Consider the following 25,377-nt stretch of genomic DNA (forward strand, 5'->3'; position numbering starts at 1 on the left):
TTCGCCAAACCTCACCCGGCGCCCCGGATACGGTGATTACCTGTCTACGTGACCACGGCAGCCCCGTCGTCCACTTACGCCGGGCAAGGCGTGAACCTCGCGCTGGCGACTTGGGTTTCGACGATCAACTTCTGGGCCTGGAACCTCATCGGGCCGATGTCCACCACCTATGCCGCTGATCTGTCGCTCAGCGCCACCGAGACCTCGATGCTGGTGGCGACGCCGATCCTGGTGGGATCGCTGGGCCGACTGGTCAGCGGGCCGCTGACCGACCGCTTCGGCGGGCGGGTCATGCTGATCGCGGTCACCCTGGCCTCGATCCTGCCGGTCCTGGCGGTCGGTTTTGCCGGCACCATCGGCTCCTACCCGCTGCTGCTGGTGTTCGGCTTCTTCCTCGGCATCGCCGGCACCATCTTCGCCGTCGGGATCCCGTTCGCGAACAACTGGTACGAACCGTCCAAGCGCGGATTCGCCACCGGCGTGTTCGGCGCGGGCATGGTGGGCACCGCGCTGTCGGCGTTCTTCACCCCGCGGTTGGTCAACGCATTCGGGTTGATGACCACCCACGTCATCATCGCCGCCGCGCTGGCGCTGACCGCGCTGCTGAGCTTCTTCCTGCTGCGCAACTCGTCGCAGTTCCACCCGAACACCGATCCGGTACTCCCGAAGTTGTTGGCGGCCAGCAAACTTCGCGTCACATGGGAGATGGCGTTCCTGTACGCGGTGGTCTTCGGCGGATTCGTGGCGTTCAGCAATTACCTGCCCACCTACATCCGCGCCATCTACGGCTTCGGTCCGGTCGACGCCGGCGCGCGGACGGCGGCCTTCGCGTTGGCCGCAGTGCTGGCCCGGCCGATCGGTGGCGCACTGGCCGACCGGATACCGCCCAAGGTGGTGGTGTTGGCATCGCTGGCCGGCACCGCGGTGATGGCCTTCGTCGAGGTCTTCCAGCCGCCCGCCGACTTCTGGTCGGCGGTCAGCTTCACCCTGCTGGCCGTGTTCCTCGGGATCGGCACCGGCGGCGTGTTCGCGTGGGTGGCCGGCCGCGCCCCGGCCAAGTCGGTGGGCTCCGTCACCGGAATCGTCGCCGCCGCAGGCGGTTTGGGCGGCTACTTCCCGCCCCTGGTCATGGGTGCCACCTACGACGGTCAGGACAACCATTACACGGTCGGTCTGCTGTTGCTCGTGCTCACCGCGCTGATCGCGCTCGCCTACACGGCGCTGTTCCTGCACAACCGCGAACCTCAGCGAGAGGAACCATGACCACACACATCGGCGGTCCGGTCGAAGAACTGCTCGCGCGCAGCGGGCGGTTCTTCACCCCGGGCGAGTTCTCCGAGGATCTGCGCACCGTCACCCGCCAGGGTGGCCGCGAGGGCGACATCTTCTACCGCGACCGCTGGAGTCACGACAAGGTGGTGCGCTCCACGCACGGCGTCAACTGCACCGGATCCTGTTCGTGGAAGGTGTATGTCAAGGACGGCATCATCACCTGGGAGACCCAGGAGACCGACTATCCCTCGGTGGGCCCCGACCGTCCGGAATACGAACCGCGCGGCTGCCCGCGCGGCGCCGCGTTCTCCTGGTACACCTACTCGCCGACGCGGGTGCGCTACCCGTACGCGCGCGGCGTGCTCGTCGAGATGTACCGCGAGGCCCGGTCCCGCCTGGGCGACCCGGTGCTGGCGTGGGCCGAGATTCAGGCCGACCCGGTGCGACGACGGCAGTATCAGCAGGCGCGCGGCAAGGGGGGCCTGGTGCGGGTCAGCTGGGCCGAGGCCACCGAGATGATCGCGGCGGCCCACGTGCACACCATCAAGACCTACGGACCCGACCGGGTCGCCGGGTTCTCGCCGATCCCGGCGATGTCGATGGTCTCGCACGCGGCCGGATCCCGGTTCGTCGAACTCATCGGCGGCGTGATGACGTCGTTCTACGACTGGTACGCCGACCTTCCGGTGGCCTCCCCGCAGGTGTTCGGCGATCAGACCGACGTCCCGGAGTCCGGCGACTGGTGGGACGCGGCCTACCTGATGATGTGGGGTTCCAACGTCCCGGTGACGCGCACCCCGGATGCGCACTGGATGGCCGAGGTGCGGTACCGGGGCACCAAGGTGGTCGCCGTCAGTCCCGACTACGCGGACAACACCAAGTTCGCCGACGAGTGGATGCCGTGCGCGGCCGGCACCGACGGCGCATTGGCGATGGCCATGGGCCACGTGTTGCTGACGGAATTCTTTGTCCGCCAGCGGGTGCCGTTCTTCGTCGACTACGTCCAGCGGTTCACCGATCTGCCCTTCCTGGTCAAGCTCGAGGACCGCGACGGCATCCTGGTGCCCGGCAAGAACCTGACCGCCGCCGACCTCGGCGGTGACTACGCGGACCAGGAGAACGCCGCGTTCAAACCCGTCCTGCTCGACGGTGCCACGGATTCGGTTGCGGTGCCGCGGGGTTCGCTCGGATTCCGGTACGGCGACGAGGGGGTGGGGCAGTGGAACCTCGACCTCGGCGACGTGGTGCCGGCCCTGACGGTCGCGCGCGACGGCGCCGAGAGCGCCTACGTAGCACTGCCGCGGTTCGACACGCTCGACGGGCACGGCGAAACCCTGCTGCGCGGGGTCCCGGTGCGCCGGGTGGGCGAGCACCGGGTCTGCACCGTCTTCGATCTGATGCTGGCGCAGTACGGCGTGAGCCGGCCGGGGTTGCCCGGCGACTGGCCGACCGGTTACGACGACCCCCGCCACCCCTACACGCCGGCCTGGCAGGAACCGATCACGGGGGTGTCGGCCGAGCAGACGATCCGGATCGCCCGGGAATTCGCCCGCAGCGCCGAGGAATCCGGCGGCCGCTCGATGATAATCATGGGCGCGGGCATCTGCCAGTGGTTCCACGGCGACGCCACCTACCGCGCCGTGCTGGCGCTGCTGTTGCTCACCGGTTCGATGGGCCGCAACGGCGGCGGCTGGGCGCACTACGTGGGGCAGGAGAAGTGTCGCCCGATCACCGGCTGGGCGACGATGGCCATGGGCAGCGACTGGTCGCGGCCGCCGCGGCAGATGGCCGGTACGTCGTACTGGTATGCCCACACCGGGCAATGGCGCTACGACGGCTACCGCGCCGACGCGTTGTCCAGCCCGTTGGGGCGGGGCCGATTCCGCGGCCAGCACACCATGGACGTGCTGGCCTCGGCCACCGCGATGGGGTGGAGCCCGTTCTTCCCGCAGTTCGACCGCTCCAGCCTCAAGGTCGCCGACGAGGCGAAGGCCGCCGGCCGCGACGTCGCGGAATACGTTGCCGAGCAACTCGGCTCGGGTGAGCTCAAGTTGGCGGTCACCGATCCGGACAACCCGAAGAACTGGCCGCGGGTGCTCAACATCTGGCGCGCGAACCTGCTGGGGTCCTCCAGCAAGGGCAACGAGTACTTCCTGCGGCACCTGCTGGGCACCACCTCCAATGTGCAGGCGGCCCCGACCCCGGAGGAGCTGCGGCCCAACGATGTCACCTGGCCCGAGGAGATTCCCGAGGGCAAGCTGGATCTGTTGATGTCGATCGACTTCCGGATGACCTCCACCACCCTGCTGTCCGACGTCGTGCTCCCGGCGGCCACCTGGTACGAGAAGGCGGACCTGTCGAGCACTGACATGCATCCCTATGTGCACGCCTTCAGCCCGGCCATCGATCCGCCGTGGGAGACCCATTCGGACTTCGAGGCGTTCGGGGCGGTGGCGCGGGCGTTCAGCAAGCTGGCCGCCAAACATCTGGGAACCCGCACCGACGTGGTGCTGGGCACCCTGCAGCACGACACCCCCGGTGCCATGGCGTATCCCGGTGGCACCGAAAATGACTGGCGCCGCACGGGCGAGACGCCGGTGCCGGGGAAGACGATGGGGCCGATCGCGGTGGTCGAGCGCGACTACGGCGCGATCGCCGACAAGTGGTCGACCCTGGGCCCGCTGACCGAGCGGCTGGGCCTGACCACCAAGGGCATCACCACCCACCCGGACGTCGAGGTGCAGCAGCTGGGCGCGAAGTTCGGTGTCCTTGATTCCGGTGTGGCCCAAGGCCGGCCCGCGATCACCACGGCCGAGCGGATGGCCGACGTCATCCTGGCACTGTCCGGAACCTCCAACGGCCGGCTGGCCGTGCAGGGATTCCGCGAGCTCGAACGTCGGACCGGCCGCGAGTTGGTCCACCTTGCCGAGGGCAGCGAGGAGCGGCGCATCTCCTACGCCGACACCCAGGCCCAGCCGGTGCCGGTGATCACCAGCGCGGAGTGGTCGGGCAGCGAGACCGGTGGCCGGCGCTACGCGCCGTTCACGGTGAACATCGAGCACCTCAAGCCCTTTCACACGCTCACCGGGCGGATGCACTTCTACCTCGACCACGACTGGATCGAGGAACTCGGCGAGCAACTGCCCACCTACCGGCCGCCGTTGGACATGGCGCGCCTGTTCGGGGAGCCGGCCGTCGGCACCCAGGACGGTCTCGGCCTGACGGTGCGCTACCTGACGCCGCACTCGAAGTGGTCCATCCACTCCGAATACCAGGACAACCTGTTCATGCTGTCGCTGTCGCGCGGCGGACCGACCATGTGGATGAGCCCGGCCGACGCCGAGAAGATCGAGGTTCAGGACAACGACTGGGTCGAGGCCGTCAACCGCAACGGTGTGGTGGTGTGCCGCGCGGTCGTCAGCCACCGAATGCCGGAAGGAGTGGTCTTCGTCTATCACGCCCAGGAGCGCACCATCGACGTGCCGCTGACCGAAACCACCGGAACCCGCGGCGGGATCCACAATTCGCTGACCCGGCTGCTGATCAAACCCAGCCACCTCGCGGGTGGGTACGCGCAAACGGCCTTCGCCTTCAACTACCTGGGGCCCACCGGTAATCAACGCGACGAGGTGACGGTGGTTCGTCGCCGGTCGCAGGACGTCCAATACTGATGGGGGAGTTCCGATGAAAGTCATGGCGCAGATGGCGATGGTGATGAACCTCGACAAGTGCATCGGCTGCCATACCTGCTCGGTGACCTGCAAGCAGGCCTGGACCAACCGCGCCGGCACCGAGTACGTCTGGTTCAACAACGTCGAGACCCGCCCCGGCGTCGGCTACCCGCGCACCTACGAGGACCAGGAGCGGTGGCGGGGCGGCTGGATCCGGGACCGCAAGGGCCGGTTGCGGTTACGCGATGGAGGTCGGCTGGCGAAGCTGGCGCGGATCTTCTCCAACCCGAAGCTGCCCTCCATCGACGACTACTACGAGCCGTGGACCTACGACTACGAGAACCTGACCTCGGCGCCGCTGGGTGAGCACATCCCGGTGGCCCCGCCGCGCAGCCTGATCACCGGCGAACCGATGAAGGTGTCGTGGTCGGCGAACTGGGACGACGACCTGGGCGGCTCGCCGGAGATCGTGCCGCACGACCCGGTGCTGGCCAAGGTCAACGAAGAGATCAAGCTGGAACTCGAAGAGACCTTCATGTTCTACCTGCCGCGGATCTGCGAGCACTGCCTCAACCCGTCCTGCGTGGCCTCCTGCCCGTCGGGGGCGATGTACAAGCGCAGCGAGGACGGCATCGTGCTGGTCGACCAGGACAAGTGCCGCGGCTGGCGGATGTGTGTCTCCGGATGTCCCTACAAGAAGGTGTATTTCAACCACAAGACGGGCAAGGCCGAGAAGTGCACGCTGTGTTATCCGCGCATCGAGGTCGGGTTGCCGACGGTGTGCTCGGAGACCTGCGTGGGGCGGTTGCGCTACCTCGGGCTGGTGCTCTACGACGTGGACCGGGTGGCCGAGGCCGCGTCGGTCCCCGACGAGAAGGACCTCTACGACGCGCACCGGCAGATCCTGCTGGACCCCAACGATCCGAAGGTGATCGCCGGCGCCCGCGCCGAGGGCATCTCCGACGAGTGGATCGAGGCAGCGCAGCGCTCGCCGGTGTATGCGTTGATCAACACCTACAAGGTGGCGTTGCCGCTGCATCCGGAGTACCGCACCGTCCCGATGGTCTGGTACATCCCGCCGCTGTCGCCGGTGGTGGATGCGGTGAGTCGGGCCGGCCGCGACGGCGAGGACGTCGGCAACCTGTTCGGGGCGCTGGAGTCGCTGCGCATCCCGCTGGAATACCTCGCCGGGTTGTTCACCGCGGGCGACACCAAGCCGGTGGAGGCGGTCCTGCGCAAGCTGGCCGCGATGCGGTCCTACATGCGCGACATCAACCTCGGCCGGGAGACCCAGCCGCACATCCCGGCGGCGGTCGGCATGACCGAGGAACAGATCTACGAGATGTATCGGCTGTTGGCGATAGCGAAATATGAAGACCGGTACGTGATTCCAACGGCCTACGCGCCGTCGCACGGCAATCTCGAAGAACCCGGTTGTTCGCTGGACTTCGACGGTGGCCCGGGCATGTACGAGTCCGGTCCGTTCGGCGAGGCCAGCGGCGGGCCGGTGCCCATCGCGGTCGAGACCTTCCACGCCCTACGCAATCGGCAGACCACCGAGGGGATGGCTGCCAACTCCGCGCGGCCGTCCCGGGTGAACCTGCTCAACTGGGACGGCCGTGGGGTGCCGACGGGCATGTTCCCGGGGGAGGAGCGGGAATGAAGCTGCTCAACCGCGTCCGCGGCGACACCACGCTCAGCGACCGGGCGGTGTGGCAGGCCGCCTCGCTGCTGTTGGCCTACCCGGACGCCGAACGTCAGCAGCGCCTGGACACCGTCGCCGACCTGCTGCCGCATGTGCGCGGGTCCGCGCGCGACCCGCTGGGTCGGGCACACGCCGGGCTGGGTGCGCTCGAGTTGCGCAGCGCCGCCGAGGACTACGTGGCGACGTTCGATCTTCGGCGCCGGTGCACCATGTACCTGACCTATTGGACGGCCGGAGACACCCGCAACCGCGGCGCGGCCATGCACGCGTTCCTCAGCGCCTACCGGGAGTCGGGGGCCCACGCCCCGAAATCCGAGGCACCCGACTATCTTCCGGTCGTCCTCGAGTTCGCCGCCCGGGTGGACCCGGTGGCCGGCCGCCGGCTGTTGGTGGAGCATCGGGTCCCCATCGACGTCCTGTGCGACGCGCTGGTCGAATCCGGGTCGGTGTACGGCGACGCGGTGACGGCGGTCTGCGCGACGCTGCCTCGGGCCACCGAGCAGGAAGCGCAACGGGCGCAGCGGCTGGCGCAGGCCGGCCCGCCGGCCGAAGCCGTGGGCCTGCAACCGTTCACGCTGACCGTCCCGCCGCGGCGGGAGACGGGAGGAAACGGACATGGGTGAGTTGTTCTGGAACGTGATTCCGTACGTGACGCTGGCGATCATCATCGTCGGCACGTGGTGGCGCTACCGGTACGACAAGTTCGGCTGGACCACCCGTTCCTCGCAGCTGTACGAGTCCCGGCTGCTGCGGATCGGCAGCCCGATGTTCCACTTCGGCATCCTGGTGGTGATCGTCGGGCACTTCATCGGGCTCGTGATCCCCCAGTCGTGGACCGATGCCGTCGGCCTGAGCCAGCACGCCTACCACGTGCAGGCCATCACGTTGGGGTCCATCGCCGGGGTGTCCACGTTGGTGGGGATCACGCTGCTGGTCTATCGACGGCGCACTACGGGCCCGGTGTTCATGGCCACCACGGTCAACGACAAGGTGATGTACGTGGTGCTGGTCGCGGCGATCGTGGCCGGACTGTGCGCCACCGCACTGGGTTCCGGGCTGGTGGGCGAGGAGCACAACTACCGCGAGACGGTCTCGCCCTGGTTCCGGTCCATCTGGGTGCTGCAGCCGCGGGGCGATCTGATGGTGCAGGCGCCGATGTACTTCCAGGTGCACGTGCTCATCGGGCTGGCGTTGTTCTGCCTGTGGCCGTTCACCCGACTGGTGCACGCGTTCAGCGCGCCGATCGGATACCTGTTCCGCCCCTACATCGTCTACCGCAGCCGTGAGGTCGCCAAGGACACCGAGCTGATCGGCTCCCAGCCGCACCGCCGGGGTTGGTAGCCCGTCAGAACAGGTAGATCGCGAAGATCACCAGGTGCAGGCCCACCAGCCAGCCGTCGGTGGCTCGGCGCAGCCAGCGTGGCGCGGTGCGGACCTCCATGAAGTAGCGCACCACCAGCCGCGACTTGACGAACGTCAGCACCAGCACCAGGGCCGTGATCGGAATGCTGGGGTCCACCCGTTCGGTGAAGTGGGCCGGAGCCAGCCACCACGACCCGATGGTGATGACGCACAGGGCGATCCACGCCCAGGTGAGGGTACGGGTCTCGGCGGCGTGCGACGGTGCCGGTGCTTCGGATGTGGTTGTCATGTCACCTCATTACGTAGAGCAGGCCGAAGATGATCACCCAGAGCAGGTCCACCATGTGCCAGTAGACCGCGCCGGATTCCACCATCGAAGTGCGACGGCGGGCCGGGTTGCGCAGTTCGCGGATGACGACGCCCAGCACGATCAGACCGATCAGGACGTGCAGCAGGTGGACACCGGTGATCACGTAGTAGAAGGAGTAGAACGTGTCGGCGTTCGTGTGGCCGGCGCTGATCTTGCTGGCCCATTCGTAGCTTTTGAACACCATGAACAGCACACCGCAGATGCCCGCGCCGTAGACCAGGCGAATCGATTGCACGTGTCGGCCGGCCCGCGCGGAGATCACCGCGCGGGCGATGAACCACGAACTGGTCAACAGGATCACGGTGTTCAAGACGCCGATGTTGACGTCCAGGTGTTGCTGGGCCCGGAGGAACTCCTCGGGGTTCATGGCCCGGTAGATCATGAAGATGACGAAGTAGCCGGAGAAGATCAGGATGTCGCCGAGCACCATGATCCACATGTCCAGATCGCCGGGCAGGCGACCGCTCGACGCCGGGCTCTTCTGCGGTTCGTCCTGCACCGCGGTCGGTGAGGACAATGAGTCAGATTGTGTCACAACAGAGTTCCTTGTCCTCGTCAGTCCAGCGCCGGAGCGTCGAGCGGCTCGCGCTCACAGGCGCGCTTGAGCAGGTAGATCAGCACACCCAGCCAGACGGTGAACACCACCACGGCCCACCAGAACGCCAGCGATCCGTTCCAGGCCATGGGCCCGGATTTGAAGACGAACATCTGGGTGGCGATCACCTCGGTGACGATCTGCCAGATGGACACGTAGGCAAACCATCTGGGGAAGATGTCGTTCTTGTCGTAGAGGATGGCGATGGCCAGCGCGAGGTAGGCGGCCGAGAAGCAGCCCAATGATCCGTTGTAGGAGAGCATTCCGAGGTCGTAGAGCAGGCTGATCTGTTCCGGATTGCGGTCGGGGCGGAACGCCGCGGTCAGGAAGCACACCCCGACCAGCAGGAAGCCGGGCAGCGCCCCGACGCCCATGCCGCCGATGTAGACGTAGGCGAACACCGAACCCGAGGACATCCGCTTCATCTGATAGGCGACCAGGCCGTTGGTCACCGCCGCGCCGCCGAGCAGGATCAGCAGGACCACGAAACCGATCTGGATGGTCAGGCCGTTGGCGGCGAAGAACGCGACCTTGTCCTCGTCGGTGACATCGGGGCGCGGCGGCGGGGTCACCCGGGCCAGGATGCAGATGATGACGCCGAAGACGCCGTACCAGGCCGGGAAGAACCAAGTCACCAGGCGGACATCGGGTTTGCCCTTCGGTGCCTCGTCGGTGTCGGCCGAACGGCCGACGGTCAGCAGGCTCACGGGGCCACCACTTTGTCCTCGACGGCCTGCTGGAACAGCGCGCGGCGCAGCACGAAGAACATCACGACGACGAAGGCCGCGTAGGCGCCGTTGCGCAGCCAGAAGCTGAGCAGTCCGTCCCAGGCCAGCGGGCCGGTGTGAACCACCGCGGCGCACGCCGCCGGGATCATCGCCACCGCGGTGGCCATCGAGTAGTGGCCGACCCACCGCGGGAACACCGGGTCGGGGCCGTCGTCGAAATAGACGGCGAGGCCCAGCAGTACGAACTGGGCCACCACCATGCCGACCGGCGCGATGAAGATGATCCAGGCCAGATCGTTGAGCAGCAGGATCAGTTCGGGGTTGCGCTCCGGCCGGAACGCCGCCACCAGGAAGAAGATGTTCGACAGCGCGAAAGTGGTGGCGCCGCTGACGATTGCGGTCAGATAGCAGTAGGCGAAGACGTGACTTTGGGTCTTCATCCGTTTCATCTGCATCACGATCACCATGAAGAACGGCAGGATCATGATGCCGCACAGGTTGAAGGTCACCTGGCTGGCACGGATCCACGCGGTGTTCTCGGCGTAGAACGCGGCCACCTGATCGGCGGGTGTCGTCGGCGACATCGGCGGCCAGAAGGCCGGGAAGGCCAGCATCGCCGCCAGCAGCACGACGCCGACGGCGGGACCCGTCCACAGCGCGACCCACTGCGTCCGGATATTGCCGGCCTGTGGTGTGTCTTGGACCTGCTCGAGTATTTGCACTGCACCCTCCGCTATGACGCCAGTCAGTGACCGTCTCGGCCGGAAGCGCCGCCGGGCCCGATGTGGGCGGCGGGACAAAAGCCGGTGTTCCAGCCGGAATCACCTAGGAAGCGAGGATAGCCGATCGGCTAGTGCAGGGAAAGGGTGTTACTGAGACCAGTCAGTCAGAGGTCCGATCGCGGGGGTGGTGCGGCGGCTAGTCGGCTGCGCGGTCGGTCTCGTCCGAACCGTCGCTCGACGGAGCGTCGCCCAGCGGATCGACCGGATCGGCGATGATCAGCTCGCCGGTGTCCGGCGAGACCTCGTAGCTGCCCGGCGCAATCTGATGCACCATCACCAGGCCGGCCAGCGTGGCAGAGACCTCCCGGCGTGAAACCCGTTGTCCGTTAAGGCCTTCCGGCTCCGACACGCGCATCAGGCTCGGCGTGGTGGCGAGGTCGTAGCGGAACGCCCGCAGCATCGACACACACGCGATCACCATGATCACCGAGAACGGCACCGCCGTCACGATCGAGGCCGTCTGCAACGCCGTCAGCGACCCGGCGCCGCCGACCACCAGCAGGATCGCGGCCGCCACACCCTCGAGCACCGACCAATACACGCGCGTCACCTTCGGCGTTTCCAGTTCGCCGCCGGAGGACAGAATGTCGATCACCAGCGAGCCCGAGTCCGACGAGGTGACGAAGAAGAACACGATCACGACGATGGCCAGCACGCTGGTGATCGTCGCCAGGGGCAATCCGTTGAGCAGTTCGAACAGCGAGGTGTTGGTGTCGACCGCGCCGTCGACCAGCATGTCGTCGTTGTTGCGCTGGCGCAGGATCGCAGAGTCGCCGAACACGGTGAACCACAACGATCCGATGACCGTCGGTACCAGCAGCACGGCACCGACGAACTCGCGGACCGTGCGGCCGCGGGAGATCCGCGCGATGAACATGCCCACGAACGGCGCCCAGCTGATCCACCAGCCCCAGTAGAAGATGGTCCAGGTGCCCAGCCACGCGCCATCGGTGAAGGGGCCGGTGCGCAGCATCAGTTCGGGCAGCGACTGCACATAGCTGCCGAGGTTCTGCACCCAGGCCTGCATGAGGAACAGGGTGGGGCCCGCGATCAGGACGAACCCGGCCAGCACGCCGGCCAGGATCATGTTGATGTTCGACAGCCACTTCAGGCCCCGGCTGACGCCGCTGACCACGGAATAGGTGGCCATCGCGGTGATGGCCGCGATCATCCCGACGACCCACCAGTTGTTGATCTCGATCCAGCCCAGATAGTCCAGGCCGGCCGCGATCTGGGTGATGCCGAACCCCAACGAGGTCGCCACGCCGAACAGGGTGCCGACGATCGCGACGGAGTCCACGGCATGCCCGATCCAGCCCTCGACGCGTTCGCGGCCCAGCAGCGGTTCGAGCAACCAGCGCACCGACAGCGGGCGGCCGCGCCGGTAGGTCATGTAGGCCATGCCCAGGCCGACCACCACGTAGATCGCCCAGGCGTGCAGGCCCCAGTGGAACATCGTCAGGGCCATCGCCTGGTTGGCGGCGGCGTCGGTGCCACCTTCGACACCCATCGACTCCGGGGGGCTGACGTAGTGGGTCAGCGGTTCGGCCACCCCGTAGAACACCAACCCGATCCCCATGCCGGCGCTGAACAGCATCGCCAGCCAGGCCGGGAAGCTGAACTCAGGGCGTTCGTGGTCCGCGCCGAGGCGGAGGGTGCCCACCCGGGACAACCCGCAGTACACCGCGAAGCCGACGAAGCCCGTGGTGGCCAGCACGTACCACCAGCCGATGCCGTCGGAGACCGCGGCGTTCAGCGTGCCGAACGCGTCCGCCGCGGTGCTGGAGTAGATGACGGCGAACCCGATGAGCCCGAAGATCACCAGCGAAGCCGGGACGAAGACCCGCGGATCGATGGTTTGCCGAGCTTTCGCGAAGGGTCCCTGCGGTTTGCGGCTCGAGCTGTCCGGTCCGGAACGCTGGGTCACGCGTCCTCCCTATTCGTCATCGTTGTCGCTGCGTGTACCGGGTTAACCCGGGTCTTAGCAGGCGCATGCGAGGCCGCACCTGACCATACCGGTCAGGTCAAGGGACGCGTTGAGGCGATCGTGGGCGTTGCTGGCCAGCGGCGCGTCGCCGCCCGGCCGGATCAGTAGCGCAGGGAATCCTCGACCACCCGCACCGGATCGCTCCGGTGCCCGGCGGCATACAGCGGATGCAGCAACACCGGGTGGCGGCAATGCGGGCAGGAGGCCTGCGGTTCGTTCACCGTGGATCCGGTGAGGTGATGGCATTCCTTGCAATGCACGATGTGGAAGGCGCCCATCCAGTTGAGCAGGCCCAAACACATGGCCACGGTGGCCACCGCGCCCACCACCACGATCGCCAATATCGTGAGTACTGTCGAGACCGTCATTTTGGCACCTCCAACCACGTTCGAAGCCACGTGACGGATATCTCAACCGTACGCCTGAATGCGGCTGCGGGAGCCGCGTTCAGGGAGTTGTCAGGCTTTTCGTGCCCGCTTGTACACCTTCTCCAATTCCTTGCCCCGCAGGCCCATCAGCTCGGCTTTGTGCACCTTGTGCAGTACCAGCGGGCACCGTTTACAGCGCGGCTTGCTACGGCAGCACTTCTTCTTCGGCTTGAGGCCCGCGTACTTGCTCGACTTCACGGTGTCCTTCGGATCGGGCGTTCTGGTTTCGTGATTGACCTGCTGTACTGCGACAATCTGCGGAATGGAATCTCGTCCCAACTTTAGAAACGTCGCGATCGTCGCTCACGTCGACCATGGCAAAACGACCTTGGTGGACGCCATGCTGCGTCAATCGGGTGCGTTGGCCGAGCGGGGCGACGCGCAGGAACGCGTGATGGACTCCGGTGACCTGGAGCGCGAAAAGGGCATCACGATCCTCGCCAAGAACACCGCGGTGCACCGACACAACGCTGATGGCAGCGTAACCGTCATCAACGTCATCGATACTCCCGGCCACGCGGACTTCGGCGGTGAGGTCGAGCGCGGCCTGTCCATGGTCGACGGCGTGGTGCTGCTGGTCGACGCCTCCGAGGGGCCGCTGCCGCAGACCCGGTTCGTGCTGCGCAAGGCCTTGGGCGCGCACCTGCCGGTGATCCTCGTCGTCAACAAGACCGACCGGCCCGACGCGCGCATCGCCGAGGTCGTCGAGGAGAGCCACGACCTGCTGCTCGATGTCGCCTCGGATCTGGACGAGGAGGCCCAGGCCGCCGCGGAGAAGGCACTGGACCTGCCGACGCTGTACGCGTCGGGGCGGGCCGGCATCGCCTCCACCACGCAGCCCGCCAACGGCGAGGTGCCCGACGGCGGCAACCTGAACCCGTTGTTCGACGTGCTGATGGAGCACATCCCGGCGCCGGCCGGTAACCCCGAAGCCCCGCTGCAGGCGCTGGTGACCAACCTCGACGCCTCGGCGTTCCTGGGCCGGTTGGCGCTGATCCGCATCGCCAACGGCCGCCTCAAGAAGGGGCAGCAGGTCGCCTGGATGCGGGAGGTCGACGGTTCCCCCGTCATCACAAACGCCAAGATCACCGAGCTGCTGGCGACCGTCGGCGTCGAACGCACGCCCACCGACGAGGCCGTCGCCGGGGACATCGTCGCGGTGGCGGGACTGCCGGAGATCATGATCGGCGACACGCTGGCCGATCCGGAGAACTCGCACGCGCTGCCGCGCATCACCGTCGACGAGCCCGCCATCTCGGTCACCATCGGCACCAACACCTCCCCGCTGGCCGGCAAGGTGTCCGGGCACAAGCTGACCGCGCGAATGGTCAAGAACCGCTTGGATTCCGAGCTGGTGGGCAACGTCTCGATCCGGGTGGTCGACATCGGCCGGCCGGACGCCTGGGAGGTGCAGGGCCGCGGCGAGCTGGCGCTGGCCATCCTGGTGGAGCAGATGCGCCGGGAGGGCTTCGAGCTGACCGTGGGCAAGCCGCAGGTGGTGACCAAGCAGGTCGACGGCAAGCTGCACGAGCCGTTCGAGGAGCTGACCATCGACTGCCCCGAGGAGTTCGTCGGCGCCATCACGCAGCTGATGGCCGGGCGTAAGGGCCGCATGGAGCAGATGACCAACCACGCCGCGGGCTGGGTGCGGATGGACTTCGTGGTGCCCAGCCGCGGCCTGATCGGTTTCCGCACCGAGTTCATGACGCTGACCCGCGGGACCGGCATCGCCAACGCGGTCTTCGAGGGATACCGGCCGTGGGCCGGGGAGATCCGCGCGCGGCACAGCGGGTCCTTGGTGTCCGATCGCAGTGGTTCGGTGACCCCGTTCGCGATGATCCAGCTCTCCGACCGCGGGCAGTTCTTCGTCGAACCCGGCCAGGACACCTACGAGGGTCAGGTCGTCGGCATCAACCCGCGCGCCGAGGACCTCGACATCAACATCACCCGCGAGAAGAAGCTCACCAACATGCGGTCGTCGACCTCCGACGTGCTCGAGACGCTGGCCAAGCCGCTGGAGCTCGATCTCGAGCAGGCCATGGAGTTCTGCGCGGCCGACGAGTGTGTCGAGGTGACCCCGGAGATCGTGCGGGTGCGCAAGCTGGAGCTCACGGCCAGCCTGCGGGCGCGCGCCAAGTCCCGGGCCAAGCAGGCCAACCAGGGGTAGGGGCAGGCCGCGCGCCGCGGCCTTTCGCCGAGCTTGCATCGAGTGCACGTTTTCGGGTCGTTCTGTGTACACCAGATGCAACCTCGCGGGCCTGTCCACAGGGCCGGCGGCTCGTGAATAGCCGTATCGGGTCTGGCGTCGGACCATTTCCGGGTGCCGCCGCAACTGCTCGAACTGTTCGCCGGTCAGCGTGGTGTGGCGACCTATCGGCAGATTCGCGAGGTCATCGGCCGACGGGTGATGGAGCGGTTGGTCCGAGACGGCCACCTGGTGAAGATCTGGCCGGGAATCTACAGCGGCCCGAAACCTTCCGCGCTGACGCGGCTGCGCGGCCTGGACCTGCGCTGCGGCGAACCGGTCGCGGTGTGTCTGCACACGGCCGCCGCGGTGCACGGGTTCGACACCGAGCAGCCGTCCCGACTGCACGTCCTGAAGCCGCAGGGTCACCAACTCCGGGATGACGACGCCCTCGTCGTGCACCACCGCGAAGGCGTGCCGCTGACGACGGTGCGGGGTCGCCTGGTCACGCCGCCAGCCTGGACGGCGGTCGAGGTGGCCAGGAAAGTCGAGCGGCCCCGCGCCCTGGCCACGCTGGACGCGGCGCTGCGCAGCCAGACCTGTGACGTTGCCGGTCTGTGGCGGGCCGCCGAGGCGCAGGCCGCGCGTCGCGGGATCGTCAAGGTGCGAGAGCTGATCGGCGTTGGCGCGTCCGCAGGCTGAATCTCCGATGGAGAGTGAGGCGCGCCTGATGATGCTCGACGGGGGATTGCCGGAGCCGGTGCTGCAACTGCGGTTCGTCGATCGCGAGGGCGTGGTCTGGCGGGTGGATTTCGCCTGGCTTGATCCGGATGTGATCGTCGAGTACGACGGCTACGACTGGCACAAAACCCCGGAGCAGGTGCAGCGCGACCACCGCAAGCGTGCTGCCCTCGAGGAGACGGGCTACCGGGTCCTGTCGATCGTGCGCGAGGACGTCCGGGACAAACCGGCTCGGACGGTCCGACGAATCGGCGACCTGTTGGGGCGCGCCGCGGCGTAGCTGCTCATTCGGGGCAACGGGCGAGTGCCATTACCCTGATCAGGTGCCAACCGCCCGCAGCCGCATTCTGAGGTCTGTGGCCGTGCTGTCGGTTCTGCTGGCCGGCGGATGCACCGTGAGCCCGCCGCCGGCGCCGCAGAGCACCGAAACCTCCGAGACCACGCCGCCCCCGCCGCCCAAGGCGATGCAGATCATCATGGGGATCGACAACATCGGCCCGGGGTTCAATCCGCACCTGCTCTCCGACCAGTCCCCGGTCAACGCCGCGATCAGCGCCCTGGTGCTGCCCAGCGCGTTCCGCCCGGTGCCGGACACCAAGAGCCCGACGGGTTCGCGCTGGGAAATCGACAACACGTTGCTGTTGTCGGCCGAGGTCACCGACGAGGAGCCCTTCACGGTGACCTACAAGATCCGGCCCGAGGCGTCCTGGACGGACAACGCACCGATCGCCGCCGACGACTTCTGGTACCTGTGGCGGCAGATGGTCAGCCAGCCCGGCGTGGTCGACCCCGCCGGCTACGACCTGATCACCGGGGTCCAGTCGATCGACGGCGGCAAGACCGCGGTGGTCACCTTCTCCCAGCCGTATCACGCCTGGCGCGAGTTGTTCTCCAATATCGTGCCCGCGCACATCGTCAAGGACATCCCCGGCGGTTTTCCGGCCGGCCTGGACCGGGTGATGCCCGTGACGGGCGGGCAGTTCCGCGTCGAGACCATCGATCCGCAGCGCGACGAGATCCTGCTGGCCCGCAACGACAGGTTCTGGGGTCCGCCGGCGGTGCCGGACCAGATCCTGTTCCGCCGCGCCGGGGCGCCGGCCGCGTTGGCCGATTCGATCCGCAACGGCGACACCCAGGTGGCGCAGGTGCACGGGGGAGCGGCCACGTTCGCCCAGCTCTCGGCGATCCCCGACGTACGGACCTCGCGGATCGTGACCCCGCGGGTCATGCAGCTGACGCTGCGCGGACAGCAGCCGCACCTGACGGATCCCCAAGTGCGCAGAGGCATTCTGGGTCTGCTCGATGTCGACCTGCTGGCCGCCGTCGGCGCCGGCAGCGACAACACCGTCACGCTGGCCCAGGCGCAGGTGCGCTCGCCGTCGGATCCGGGTTATGTCCCCACGGCCCCCGCGGCGCTGAGTCGCGAGGCGGCCCTGGCGCTGCTGGAGGGCGCCGGGTACGTCGTCGAGCAGGAGGGGCCCGCCCCGGAGGCCCCGGCCCCGCCGCAGGGCCAGACGCGGGGGCGGATCAGCAAGGACGGCGAGCAGTTGACGTTCGTGCTGGGCGTGGCCTCCAACGACCCGACCTCGGTCGCGGTGGCCAATACCGCCGCCGATCAGCTGCGCAACGCCGGCATCGCGGCTTCGATCCTGCCACTGGACCCGGTGGTGCTCTACGGAGAGGCCTTGGCCAACAACAGGTTTGACGCGATCGTGGGCTGGCGGCACGCCGGTGGCGATCTGGCGACGCGGCTGGAGTCGCGGTACGGCTGCCGGGCGCTGGAGGCCACCACGGTGTCGACCTCGGGTGCGCCGCCGAGCCCGTCGCCTTCCGCATCGCCCTCGCCATCTCCCTCGTCGGCACCGTCGCCGACCGCACCCGCACCCGCGCCCACCACGCCCACGACGACGCCCCCGCCGCCCCCGTCGGCGGACGACGGCCGGTTGGTGCAGGCCCCGTCCAACCTGACCCAGGTGTGCGATCGTGGGATTCAGGCCACCATCGACGCGGGACTGGACGGCTCGATGGACATCGACGAGGTCATCGAGGCGGTCGAGCCCAGGCTGTGGAACATGTGGACCGTGCTGCCGATCCTGCAGGACACGACGATCGTCGCGGCGGGGCCGTCGGTGCAGAACGTCAGCCTGTCGGGCGCGGTGCCGGTGGGCATCGTCGGGGACGCCGGGACCTGGACGAAGAGGCGATAGCCGTCGGTGCCCCGAAAACAGTAGTGGGGCACATCTTTCGACATGCCCCACTACTGCCGGCCGGCGAGCCAGCCTCCCCCTCTGACTGCCGCGCTTCGGCCTTGGCTGCCTTACTCGCTGGTCTGGTCAGCCTTTGGCTTGTTCTTGTTCTTGTTCTTGTTCTTGTTCTTGTTCTTGTCCTTGTCTTTGTCGGCGGAGTCGTCCGCCTGGTCGTTGGCTGCCTTCCGCTTCGGCTTGGTGAGCTTGTCCACGGTCCGGTCGATGCGCTCCGAAGCGGCCTTCACCTGCTTGTTCAGGGACTTGACCGCCGCGCGGATCGGGCGCTGCCGGTTCGGCTTATCGGCGCTCTGACCGTCGGTGTCGGCGGCCGAAGCCTCCTTGTCGACAGCCGAAAGCCGCTGGCGCAGTTCCCTCGACGAGGCTTCGGCGCGCTCCTCGGTGGCAGCAAGGCGCGCAGCCGGCTCGTTGTCGGAGGCGTCGAGGTTGGGGTCCACATCGAGGGCGTTGGCGACCAGCGTCCGGGTGCGTTCCGTCGCGCGCCACAACACGTCGTTGCGGACCTGCATGAACGCGCCGTCGCCGGCCGTCTCACTGGGGATCCCGTCGCTGCCGCCGCCCAGGGAATCGGGCAGCACCTGTGCCACGGCCTCGATGGCCGGGTCGGCAATCCACAGCGGCGCGTCGATGTATTGGCGGACGGCGCGGTAGAGGTTCTCCTCGTCGCCGGCGGCGATGGCCTGTGCCAACGGGATGAGACCCAGCGGAGCCAGGACGGCGCCCGAGGCGAGATTGGTCGCGGAGGTGACGAAGCCCTCGGCCAGTACGGCGGCCGGGTTCTTGTCCTGGTCGGCATCAACATCGAGCGCATCCGCGATCGCGGAGCGGATGCCGTTGGTGGCGGCCCACAGCACCTCGTTGCGGAGCTGGAGGAGCGCGCCGTCGTCGTCACCGTTCGTCGACTCCCCGCCGGTGCCGCCGCCGAGTTCGTCGGGGAGAATCTGCGCGATCGCCTCGAGCGCCGGATCGACCGCCCACAGCGGCGCATCGATGCTCTGCCGCAGCGCGGCGTACAGCAACTCTTCGTCGCTTCCGGCGACAGCCACGGCCGCGATCAGCGGGCTCAACGGGGCCAGGGCCAGGCCTCCGATGACACGCTGCGCGGAGAGAGCGAGTAACTCAGGCGGCTCTTGGTGGTAGGCGGCGGTAAGGGCCACCGGGATGGTGGCGGTCTTCGCTGCCGTCGTCGGCGGTGCGATCGGCGCGAACGCGATTGCGCTGGCACCGGCGATCGCGATACCCGCGGTCAGGCCGCATTGAACTCGCTTCATTGGTAGAACCCCCATGGCTTCCTCGTATCGGCCCCCCGGCCCGGTGCCGCCGAAGTTACCTGCTTCTTCCGACAATCTCAGCCTGTTCTCAGGTTGCTCACGGGTTATGTTTGCGCGAGCAAGTACTTCGGTTTTGGCGAGGTTGGCCTCGTCTGGCAAACATGCAGCCTGTGGTCCGAAGCGGTCTTAGCTGACTGCGCCACGGTGCGGAAGATTTGCTCTCGACACGTTGGCGGTGTCGGCGGCGTGATCGGCGTTGGTCGAAATTAATGTTCTGGCTTGATAATTCGAGGGTGTGTCGATCGCGGTCGTGGAACCGGCGGCCGACGTCCACGGTGGTGCGTCCCGCGCCACTTCCGGCTGCGGATCTGCTTGGAACTGATCGACGGTTGTATCACTATCCGAGCCCCCCGTTTACGCTAGGCCGATGCAGACTGAGCAGCCGTGCATGCTGTTCGTTCACGCGCACCCCGATGACGAGACCATCACCACGGGCGCGACCATCGCCCACTACGCCGCGCAGGGCGTCGACGTGCACGTCGTCACCTGCACGCTCGGCGAAGAGGGCGAGGTCATCGGGGAGCGGTGGGCGCAGCTGAGTGTGGACCACGCCGACCAACTCGGCGGCTACCGCATCGCCGAGCTGTGCTCGGCCCTGCACCTGCTGGGGATCGGCGACCCGATCTTCCTGGGCGGCGCGGGACATTGGCGTGACTCCGGCATGGCCGGCACCGACGCGCGGCCCGGGCTGCAGCGGTTCGTCGACGCCGACGAGCGCGAGGCGGTGGGCGCGCTGGTCGAGATCATCCGTGAGCTGCGCCCCCACGTCGTCGTCACCTACGACCCCAACGGCGGATACGGACACCCCGATCACATCCGCACCCACCAGATCACCACCGCGGCCATCGCCGCCGCCGCGGACCCCGCCGAGTACCCGGGCCGGCCCTGGCAGGTGGGCAAGTTCTATTGGACGGTGGTGTCCACGACCGCGATGCAGTCGGCCATCGCGGCGCTGACCGACGACGACCTGCTCGAGCACTGGCAGCGACCGCCGGCCGACCTGGACTTCGGTTTCCCCGATGACCAGATCACCGCCATGGTCGACGCCACCGAGGGCTTGGCCGCGAAGATCGACGCGCTGGCCGCCCACGCCACCCAGGTCGCGGTGGGGCCGACGGGACGCGCCGCCGCGCTGTCGAACAACCTGGCACTGCCCGTCCTCGGGCACGAGCACTACATCCTGGCCGCCGGGAAGCCCGGCCCACGCGATGAACGCGGCTGGGAGACCGACCTGCTCGCCGGTCTGGTCCACGAGTACTGAGCGCAAGAAGACGACGGCGGGACCGCCCCCTCTCGGTCCCGCCGGCGAGCCCTTGCGCCCCGTTCTGCGTCGACGCTACGACCGCTCGCGCCGCCGCAAAATGGGGTCGACGGCACTGGCGTACCAGTGCGCGCGGAGTCGAGTAACGCACTACCCGGTCGGGTAGGCTGCCGACAGCAGCACATCGGAAGGGAACCGACATGGATCCAGATCTGGACCCGAATCTGCAGCACTGGCAGGACCGGATGGACAACTTCCAGTGGGTGGTGGGTTCGCTGGCCGGGCTGATCGACAGCGTCCCGACCTGATCGACAGTCGCGGATTGGACTCCGCCGCCCGCCCCGTCGTCCTGGGCCTACTGGCCGTCGACGGAATCATCTGCGCCTTCGCCGCCGCCTTGCTGCTGCCCTCATACATCGGGGCCGTCCCGTTTCCCCTCAGCGCGCTCGTCGCCGGCGTCGTCAACCTGGCGCTGGTGTGGGCCGCCGCCCAGTGGGTCACCGAGACGCGCCTGGCCGCACTGCCGTTGTGGACCTGGCTGTTCACCGTCGCGGTGCTGACCTTCGGCGGGCCCGGCGGCGACGTGATCTTCGGCGGCTCGGGGTTCCGCGCGTTCTATCCGATCCTGCTGATCGTCGTCGGCGCGGGCCCCGCCACGTGGTTCCTGTTGCGGCACAACGACGCCGGCCGTACGGTCTGAACCGGCGCGAACCTATTCGGAACCGGTGTCGCCGCCGGAGTCCCCGCCGGTGTCGCCGCCCTTCTCGCCGCCGGAGTCCCCGGCCTTCTTGGTCGGCTTCTCCCCGCGCTTGTCGATGAGCGACGTCGCGGCCTTGCGCAGGCCGTCACGCAGCGACTTGGTCTTCTCGCGGACGTCGGCGGCGATCTTCTTGGCCGCGTCCCGCCGCGCCTCGCGCGCCTCGGCCAGCGCCTTCTTCGGGCTGATCAGCGCGGCCTCTTCGAGGATCTCCGGCTCCAGCGTCGGGTCCTCGATCTCGGTCGGCGTCGTCGGCTCGGGTTGCGGGACGGCCGCCGGGGCGGTGGTGGGATCGGGGGTCTCGGCTCCGACGGCGGGCTGCTTGTCCGCCGCCGGTTCTTCGCGGTCCTTCTTCGGCGGCGTGACGTCGACGAGCGCCGGTGCCGCGGCGGGCTTGGAATCCAGCGGGGCCGGCGCGGTGAACTCGACGGTCCGTCGGGGCAGCCGCGGAACCGCGCTGCCGAGATTGGCGGTGAACTGCAGGCCGGCCGACACGATGCGATCCGAATGCTCCTGCAGCATGGCCGCGATCCGATCGGCGTGCTCTCGCAGCCCCAGGGCCAGGTCCTCGACGGTGCCCTGGGCGTTCTGCACCAGCTTCTCGAGGCCCTGCAGCAGCGACGCGGACAGGTCCTCCTGCTGCGTCGTGGCCAGGAACGGCAGCGGCGGTAGTGGGATCGGCAGCCAATCCAGGCTCAGGGCATAGCGGATCTCGTTGCCGATGCCGCCCACCACGCCGTCGACCGCGGCATTGGCGATGGCCCCGACGCCGGAGGTCCACGTCCCGAGGTTCAGCGGGTCATTGACCACCGGATCGAGGAAGTCCTCGACGAAGGCGTCGGTCACCGGGATGACGAACCCCGGTCGCCAGGTCCCGCCGGGATACCAGATGTAGATCTGCTCGGAGACCAGGTAGCCGAAGGGTACCCAGCCCAGCGCCCACGGCGCGAGCTCCAGTGAGGCGTAGTTGGCCCATTCCTTGGTGACGCCGTAAACCGAGTTGATCAGGTCCGATGCCGCGTTGAGCTGGTCGATCTCGGCGTTGACGACGACCGGTTCGAGTTTGGGCGGGGTCAGCATCACGGAGGGTGCGGCCACGATCGCCGTCGCGGTCGCGGCGGTCACGCCGGCCGCGAGCACGGCTCGCAACGGAATCTCCATGTCAGCACCCCTAACCAAGTGGCAGGCAAGGTACAACTTACGGGAAATTCAGCCAATGCACAGCCAGCTCTCGTACAACGAAGGGCGCGTTCCGCGCTTTCGTGGGCGGGGCTAGTGTGGGTGCGTCAGGACAGGCGCCGATGTTTCAGATTGTGGGACGCGGAATGAATCTCGAGCAGCGACGGGTTACAGGGGAGTGGCTCTGAACCCGCAGCACGCCGACCTGCCCAATCCGGTCATGCCCGTCGAATCAGTGGCCCCCAGTCCCGCCGCGCTGCGCCGAGTGCTGCGGCGCGCCCGTGATGGTGTGACGCTCAACGTCGAGGAGGCCGTCGTCGCCTTGACGGCGCGCGGTGACGACCTCGCCGACCTGTGCGCCAGCGCGGCCCGGGTGCGCGATGCCGGTCTGGAGTCGGCGGGGCGCCGCGGCGCCAACGGCCGGTTGCCGATCAGCTATTCGCCCAAGGTCTTCATCCCCATTACCCACCTGTGCCGCGATACCTGTCACTACTGCACTTTCGTGACGGTGCCGGGCAAGCTGCGCGCGGCCGGTCTGGGCATGTACATGGAGCCCGACGAGATCCTCGAGGTGGCCGCCCGGGGTGCGGAGTTGGGCTGCAAGGAGGCGTTGTTCACCCTCGGTGACCGCCCAGAGGCGCGGTGGCCCGAGGCGCGGCAGTGGCTCGACGAGCGGGGTTACGACTCGACGCTGGATTACGTGCGCGCCATGGCGATTCGGGTGCTCGAGGAGACCGGCTTGCTGCCGCACCTGAACCCGGGCGTGATGAGTTGGTCGGAGCTGTCCCGGCTCAAGCCGGTCGCGCCGTCGATGGGCATGATGCTCGAGACGACGTCGCGGCGGCTGTTCGAGACCAAGGGCGAGGCGCACTACGGCAGCCCGGACAAGGATCCGGCGGTGCGGCTGCGCACGCTGACCGACGCCGGGCGGTTGTCGATCCCGTTCACCACCGGCCTGCTGGTCGGGATCGGCGAGACGCTGACCGAGCGGGCCGAAACCATTCATGCGATCCGAAAGTCGCACAAGGAATTCGGGCACGTGCAGGAAGTGATCGTGCAGAACTTCCGGGCCAAGGATCACACCGCGATGGCCGCCAGGCCCGATGCGGGATTCGAGGATTTCCTGGCCACCATCGCCGTGACGCGCCTGGTGCTCGGTCCGGGCATGCGTGTGCAGGCCCCGCCGAACCTGGTCTCGGCCCAGGAGTGTCTGGCGCTGGTGGGCGCCGGGGTCGACGACTGGGGTGGCGTGTCGCCGGTGACCCCGGATCACGTCAACCCCGAACGGCCCTGGCCCGCCCTGGATGATCTGGCCGCGGTCACCGCCGAGGCGGGTTACGACCTGGTGCAGCGCCTGACCGCGCAACCGAAGTACGTGCAGGCGGGCGCGGCCTGGATCGATCCACGGGTGCGCGCGCACGTCGACGCGCTGGCCGACCCGGACACGGGCTGGGCGCGCGAGGTGAACCCGGTGGGGCTGCCGTGGCAGGAACCCGATGAGGCCACCGAATCGCTGGGCCGCACCGACCTGCACACCGCCATCGACACCGATGGTCGGCTCACCGAGACCCGCAGCGATCTCGACAGCGCCTTCGGCGACTGGGAATCCATCCGTGCGCATGTCCATGAACTGGCCGCCCGCGCGCCTGAGCGCATCGATACCGATGTGTTGGCGGCGCTGCGTTCGGCCGAACGCGACCCGGCCGGCTGCAGCGACGACGAGTACCTCGCGTTGGCGACCGCCGATGGTCCGGCCTTGGATGCCATTGCCGCGCTGGCTGATTCGCTGCGCCGCGAGACCGTGGGTGACGACGTCACCTACGTGGTGAACCGCAACATCAACTTCACCAACATCTGCTACACGGGGTGCCGATTCTGCGCCTTCGCGCAACGCAAGGGCGACGCCGACGCGTACTCGCTGTCGGTCGACGAGGTGGCCGACCGGGCGTGGGAGGCGCATGTGGCCGGGGCCACCGAGGTGTGCATGCAGGGCGGCATCGATCCCGAGTTGCCGGTGACCGGCTACGCGGATCTGGTGCGCGGCGTCAAGGCCCGGGTGCCGTCGATCCACGTGCATGCGTTCTCGCCGATGGAGATCGCCAACGGGGTCACCAAGAGTGGCCTGAACACCCGGGAGTGGCTGACTGCGCTGCGCGAGGCCGGGCTGGACTCGATCCCGGGGACCGCCGCGGAGATCCTCGACGACGAGGTGCGCTGGGTGCTCACCAAGGGCAAGCTCCCGGCGTCGATGTGGATCGAGGTCGTCAGCACCGCGCACGAGGTGGGGCTGCGGTCGAGTTCGACGATGATGTACGGCCACGTCGACACCCCGCGGCACTGGGTGGGGCACCTCAACGTGCTCCGCGAGATCCAGGATCGCACCGGTGGGTTCACCGAGTTCGTGCCGCTGCCATTCGTGCACCAGTCCTCGCCGCTGTACCTGGCCGGGGCGTCGCGGCCCGGGCCCACGCACCGGGACAACCGCGCGGTGCACGCGCTGGCCCGAATCATGTTGCACGGCCGGATCTCCAACATCCAGACCAGCTGGGTCAAGCTCGGCGTGGAGCGCACTCGGGTGATGCTGCGCGGCGGCGCCAACGACCTGGGCGGCACCCTGATGGAGGAGACCATCTCCCGGATGGCCGGCTCGGAGAACGGATCGGCCAAGACGGTGGCCGAACTCGTCGACATCGCCGCCGGCATCGGCCGCCCGGCTCGTCAGCGCACCACCACCTACGCCACCACCGCGGCCTGAGGGC

Annotated in this window: 21 protein-coding genes; 12 read left to right on the plus strand and 9 right to left on the minus strand. The window is 68.0% G+C overall.

What is annotated here, in order from left to right:
* Positions 1-48 precede the first annotated feature (48 nt).
* The 5 genes from EL338_RS05510 to narI are packed head-to-tail and all read left to right on the plus strand — an operon-like array spanning position 49 to position 7,989.
* Positions 49-1,263 carry a nitrate/nitrite transporter gene (locus tag EL338_RS05510; protein WP_126332808.1) on the plus strand — a complete coding sequence of 405 codons (1,215 nt, stop codon included), beginning with the start codon at positions 49-51 and terminating at the stop codon, positions 1,261-1,263.
* Positions 1,260-4,943 (plus strand): nitrate reductase subunit alpha, encoded by a 3,684-nt coding sequence (locus EL338_RS05515; RefSeq protein ID WP_126332809.1) that lies wholly within the window; start codon positions 1,260-1,262, stop codon positions 4,941-4,943. Before EL338_RS05510 ends, EL338_RS05515 begins: the two co-directional genes overlap by 4 nt.
* 13 nt (positions 4,944-4,956) lie before the next feature.
* Positions 4,957-6,606 (plus strand): nitrate reductase subunit beta, encoded by a 1,650-nt coding sequence (gene narH / locus EL338_RS05520; protein WP_126332810.1) that lies wholly within the window; start codon positions 4,957-4,959, stop codon positions 6,604-6,606.
* Positions 6,603-7,271: a nitrate reductase molybdenum cofactor assembly chaperone gene (narJ, locus tag EL338_RS05525; protein WP_126332811.1), complete on the plus strand. Its 669-nt coding sequence runs from the start codon at positions 6,603-6,605 to the stop codon at positions 7,269-7,271. Before narH ends, narJ begins: the two co-directional genes overlap by 4 nt.
* Positions 7,264-7,989: a respiratory nitrate reductase subunit gamma gene (gene narI, locus EL338_RS05530; RefSeq protein WP_126332812.1), complete on the plus strand. Its 726-nt coding sequence runs from the start codon at positions 7,264-7,266 to the stop codon at positions 7,987-7,989. The genes narJ and narI overlap by 8 nt, the downstream gene beginning before the upstream one ends.
* Positions 7,990-7,993: 4 nt before the next feature.
* Here the strand turns inward: narI and EL338_RS05535 are convergent, their stop codons facing one another.
* The 7 genes from EL338_RS05535 to EL338_RS05565 all read right to left on the minus strand — a co-directional run bounded on the left by EL338_RS05535 (position 7,994) and on the right by EL338_RS05565 (position 13,098).
* Positions 7,994-8,299, minus strand: coding sequence for a cytochrome C oxidase subunit IV family protein (locus EL338_RS05535; protein WP_126332813.1), 306 nt, complete (start codon positions 8,297-8,299; stop codon positions 7,994-7,996).
* Position 8,300: 1 nt separating this feature from the next.
* The gene (locus EL338_RS05540; protein ID WP_126336691.1) at positions 8,301-8,819 is read right to left on the minus strand and encodes a cytochrome c oxidase subunit 3 family protein; all 519 of its coding nucleotides are present in this window, start codon (positions 8,817-8,819) and stop codon (positions 8,301-8,303) included.
* A 116-nt stretch (positions 8,820-8,935) separates the two neighbouring features.
* Positions 8,936-9,682, minus strand: coding sequence for a hypothetical protein (locus EL338_RS05545; protein ID WP_126332814.1), 747 nt, complete (start codon positions 9,680-9,682; stop codon positions 8,936-8,938).
* Positions 9,679-10,425 carry a hypothetical protein gene (locus EL338_RS05550; protein ID WP_126332815.1) on the minus strand — a complete coding sequence of 249 codons (747 nt, stop codon included), beginning with the start codon at positions 10,423-10,425 and terminating at the stop codon, positions 9,679-9,681. Before EL338_RS05550 ends, EL338_RS05545 begins: the two co-directional genes overlap by 4 nt.
* 196 nt (positions 10,426-10,621) lie before the next feature.
* Entirely contained in the window at positions 10,622-12,340 is a 1,719-nt protein-coding gene (locus EL338_RS05555) for a BCCT family transporter (RefSeq protein WP_126336692.1), read from the minus strand.
* 233 nt (positions 12,341-12,573) lie between these two features.
* Positions 12,574-12,840 carry a hypothetical protein gene (locus tag EL338_RS05560; RefSeq protein ID WP_126332816.1) on the minus strand — a complete coding sequence of 89 codons (267 nt, stop codon included), beginning with the start codon at positions 12,838-12,840 and terminating at the stop codon, positions 12,574-12,576.
* Between the two features lie 90 nt (positions 12,841-12,930).
* Complete coding sequence (locus tag EL338_RS05565; RefSeq protein ID WP_126332817.1) at positions 12,931-13,098, minus strand: hypothetical protein; 168 nt, start codon at positions 13,096-13,098, stop codon at positions 12,931-12,933.
* Positions 13,099-13,162: 64 nt separating this feature from the next.
* Here EL338_RS05565 and typA point away from each other — a divergent pair, with 64 nt between their 5' ends.
* The 4 genes from typA (at position 13,163) to EL338_RS05580 (ending at position 18,033) form a co-directional block, all read left to right on the plus strand.
* A complete protein-coding gene (gene typA / locus EL338_RS05570) occupies positions 13,163-15,067 on the plus strand; it encodes a translational GTPase TypA (RefSeq protein WP_126332818.1) in 1,905 nt (634 codons plus the stop codon).
* 153 nt (positions 15,068-15,220) lie between these two features.
* Entirely contained in the window at positions 15,221-15,787 is a 567-nt protein-coding gene (locus tag EL338_RS26805; protein WP_308213119.1) for a type IV toxin-antitoxin system AbiEi family antitoxin domain-containing protein, read from the plus strand.
* 7 nt (positions 15,788-15,794) lie between these two features.
* On the plus strand, positions 15,795-16,106 hold the full coding sequence (locus tag EL338_RS26810; RefSeq protein WP_308213120.1) for a DUF559 domain-containing protein: 312 nt from the start codon (positions 15,795-15,797) through the stop codon (positions 16,104-16,106).
* A gap of 43 nt (positions 16,107-16,149) precedes the next feature.
* Positions 16,150-18,033 carry an ABC transporter family substrate-binding protein gene (locus EL338_RS05580; protein WP_126332819.1) on the plus strand — a complete coding sequence of 628 codons (1,884 nt, stop codon included), beginning with the start codon at positions 16,150-16,152 and terminating at the stop codon, positions 18,031-18,033.
* A gap of 110 nt (positions 18,034-18,143) precedes the next feature.
* Here EL338_RS05580 and EL338_RS05585 read toward each other — a convergent pair whose 3' ends face one another.
* Positions 18,144-19,520, minus strand: a complete 1,377-nt coding sequence (locus EL338_RS05585; RefSeq protein WP_145965900.1) for a hypothetical protein — start codon at positions 19,518-19,520, stop codon at positions 18,144-18,146.
* A 268-nt stretch (positions 19,521-19,788) separates the two neighbouring features.
* Here EL338_RS05585 and mshB point away from each other — a divergent pair, with 268 nt between their 5' ends.
* Both mshB and EL338_RS05595 read left to right on the plus strand, forming a co-directional pair.
* Entirely contained in the window at positions 19,789-20,682 is an 894-nt protein-coding gene (gene mshB, locus EL338_RS05590; protein WP_126332821.1) for an N-acetyl-1-D-myo-inositol-2-amino-2-deoxy-alpha-D-glucopyranoside deacetylase, read from the plus strand.
* Between the two features lie 259 nt (positions 20,683-20,941).
* Positions 20,942-21,382, plus strand: a complete 441-nt coding sequence (locus EL338_RS05595) for a hypothetical protein (RefSeq protein WP_435404888.1) — start codon at positions 20,942-20,944, stop codon at positions 21,380-21,382.
* 12 nt (positions 21,383-21,394) lie between these two features.
* On the opposite strand, the gene EL338_RS05600 is transcribed toward EL338_RS05595, so the two are convergent.
* Positions 21,395-22,600, minus strand: a complete 1,206-nt coding sequence (locus tag EL338_RS05600; protein ID WP_126332822.1) for a hypothetical protein — start codon at positions 22,598-22,600, stop codon at positions 21,395-21,397.
* Positions 22,601-22,796: 196 nt separating this feature from the next.
* On the opposite strand from EL338_RS05600, the gene EL338_RS05605 reads away from it, so the two are divergent.
* Positions 22,797-25,373, plus strand: coding sequence for a bifunctional FO biosynthesis protein CofGH (locus EL338_RS05605; protein ID WP_126332823.1), 2,577 nt, complete (start codon positions 22,797-22,799; stop codon positions 25,371-25,373).
* The last annotated feature ends 4 nt before the right edge of the window (positions 25,374-25,377 follow it).

The organism is Mycolicibacterium chitae (assembly GCF_900637205.1).
Taxonomy (GTDB): domain Bacteria; phylum Actinomycetota; class Actinomycetes; order Mycobacteriales; family Mycobacteriaceae; genus Mycobacterium; species Mycobacterium chitae.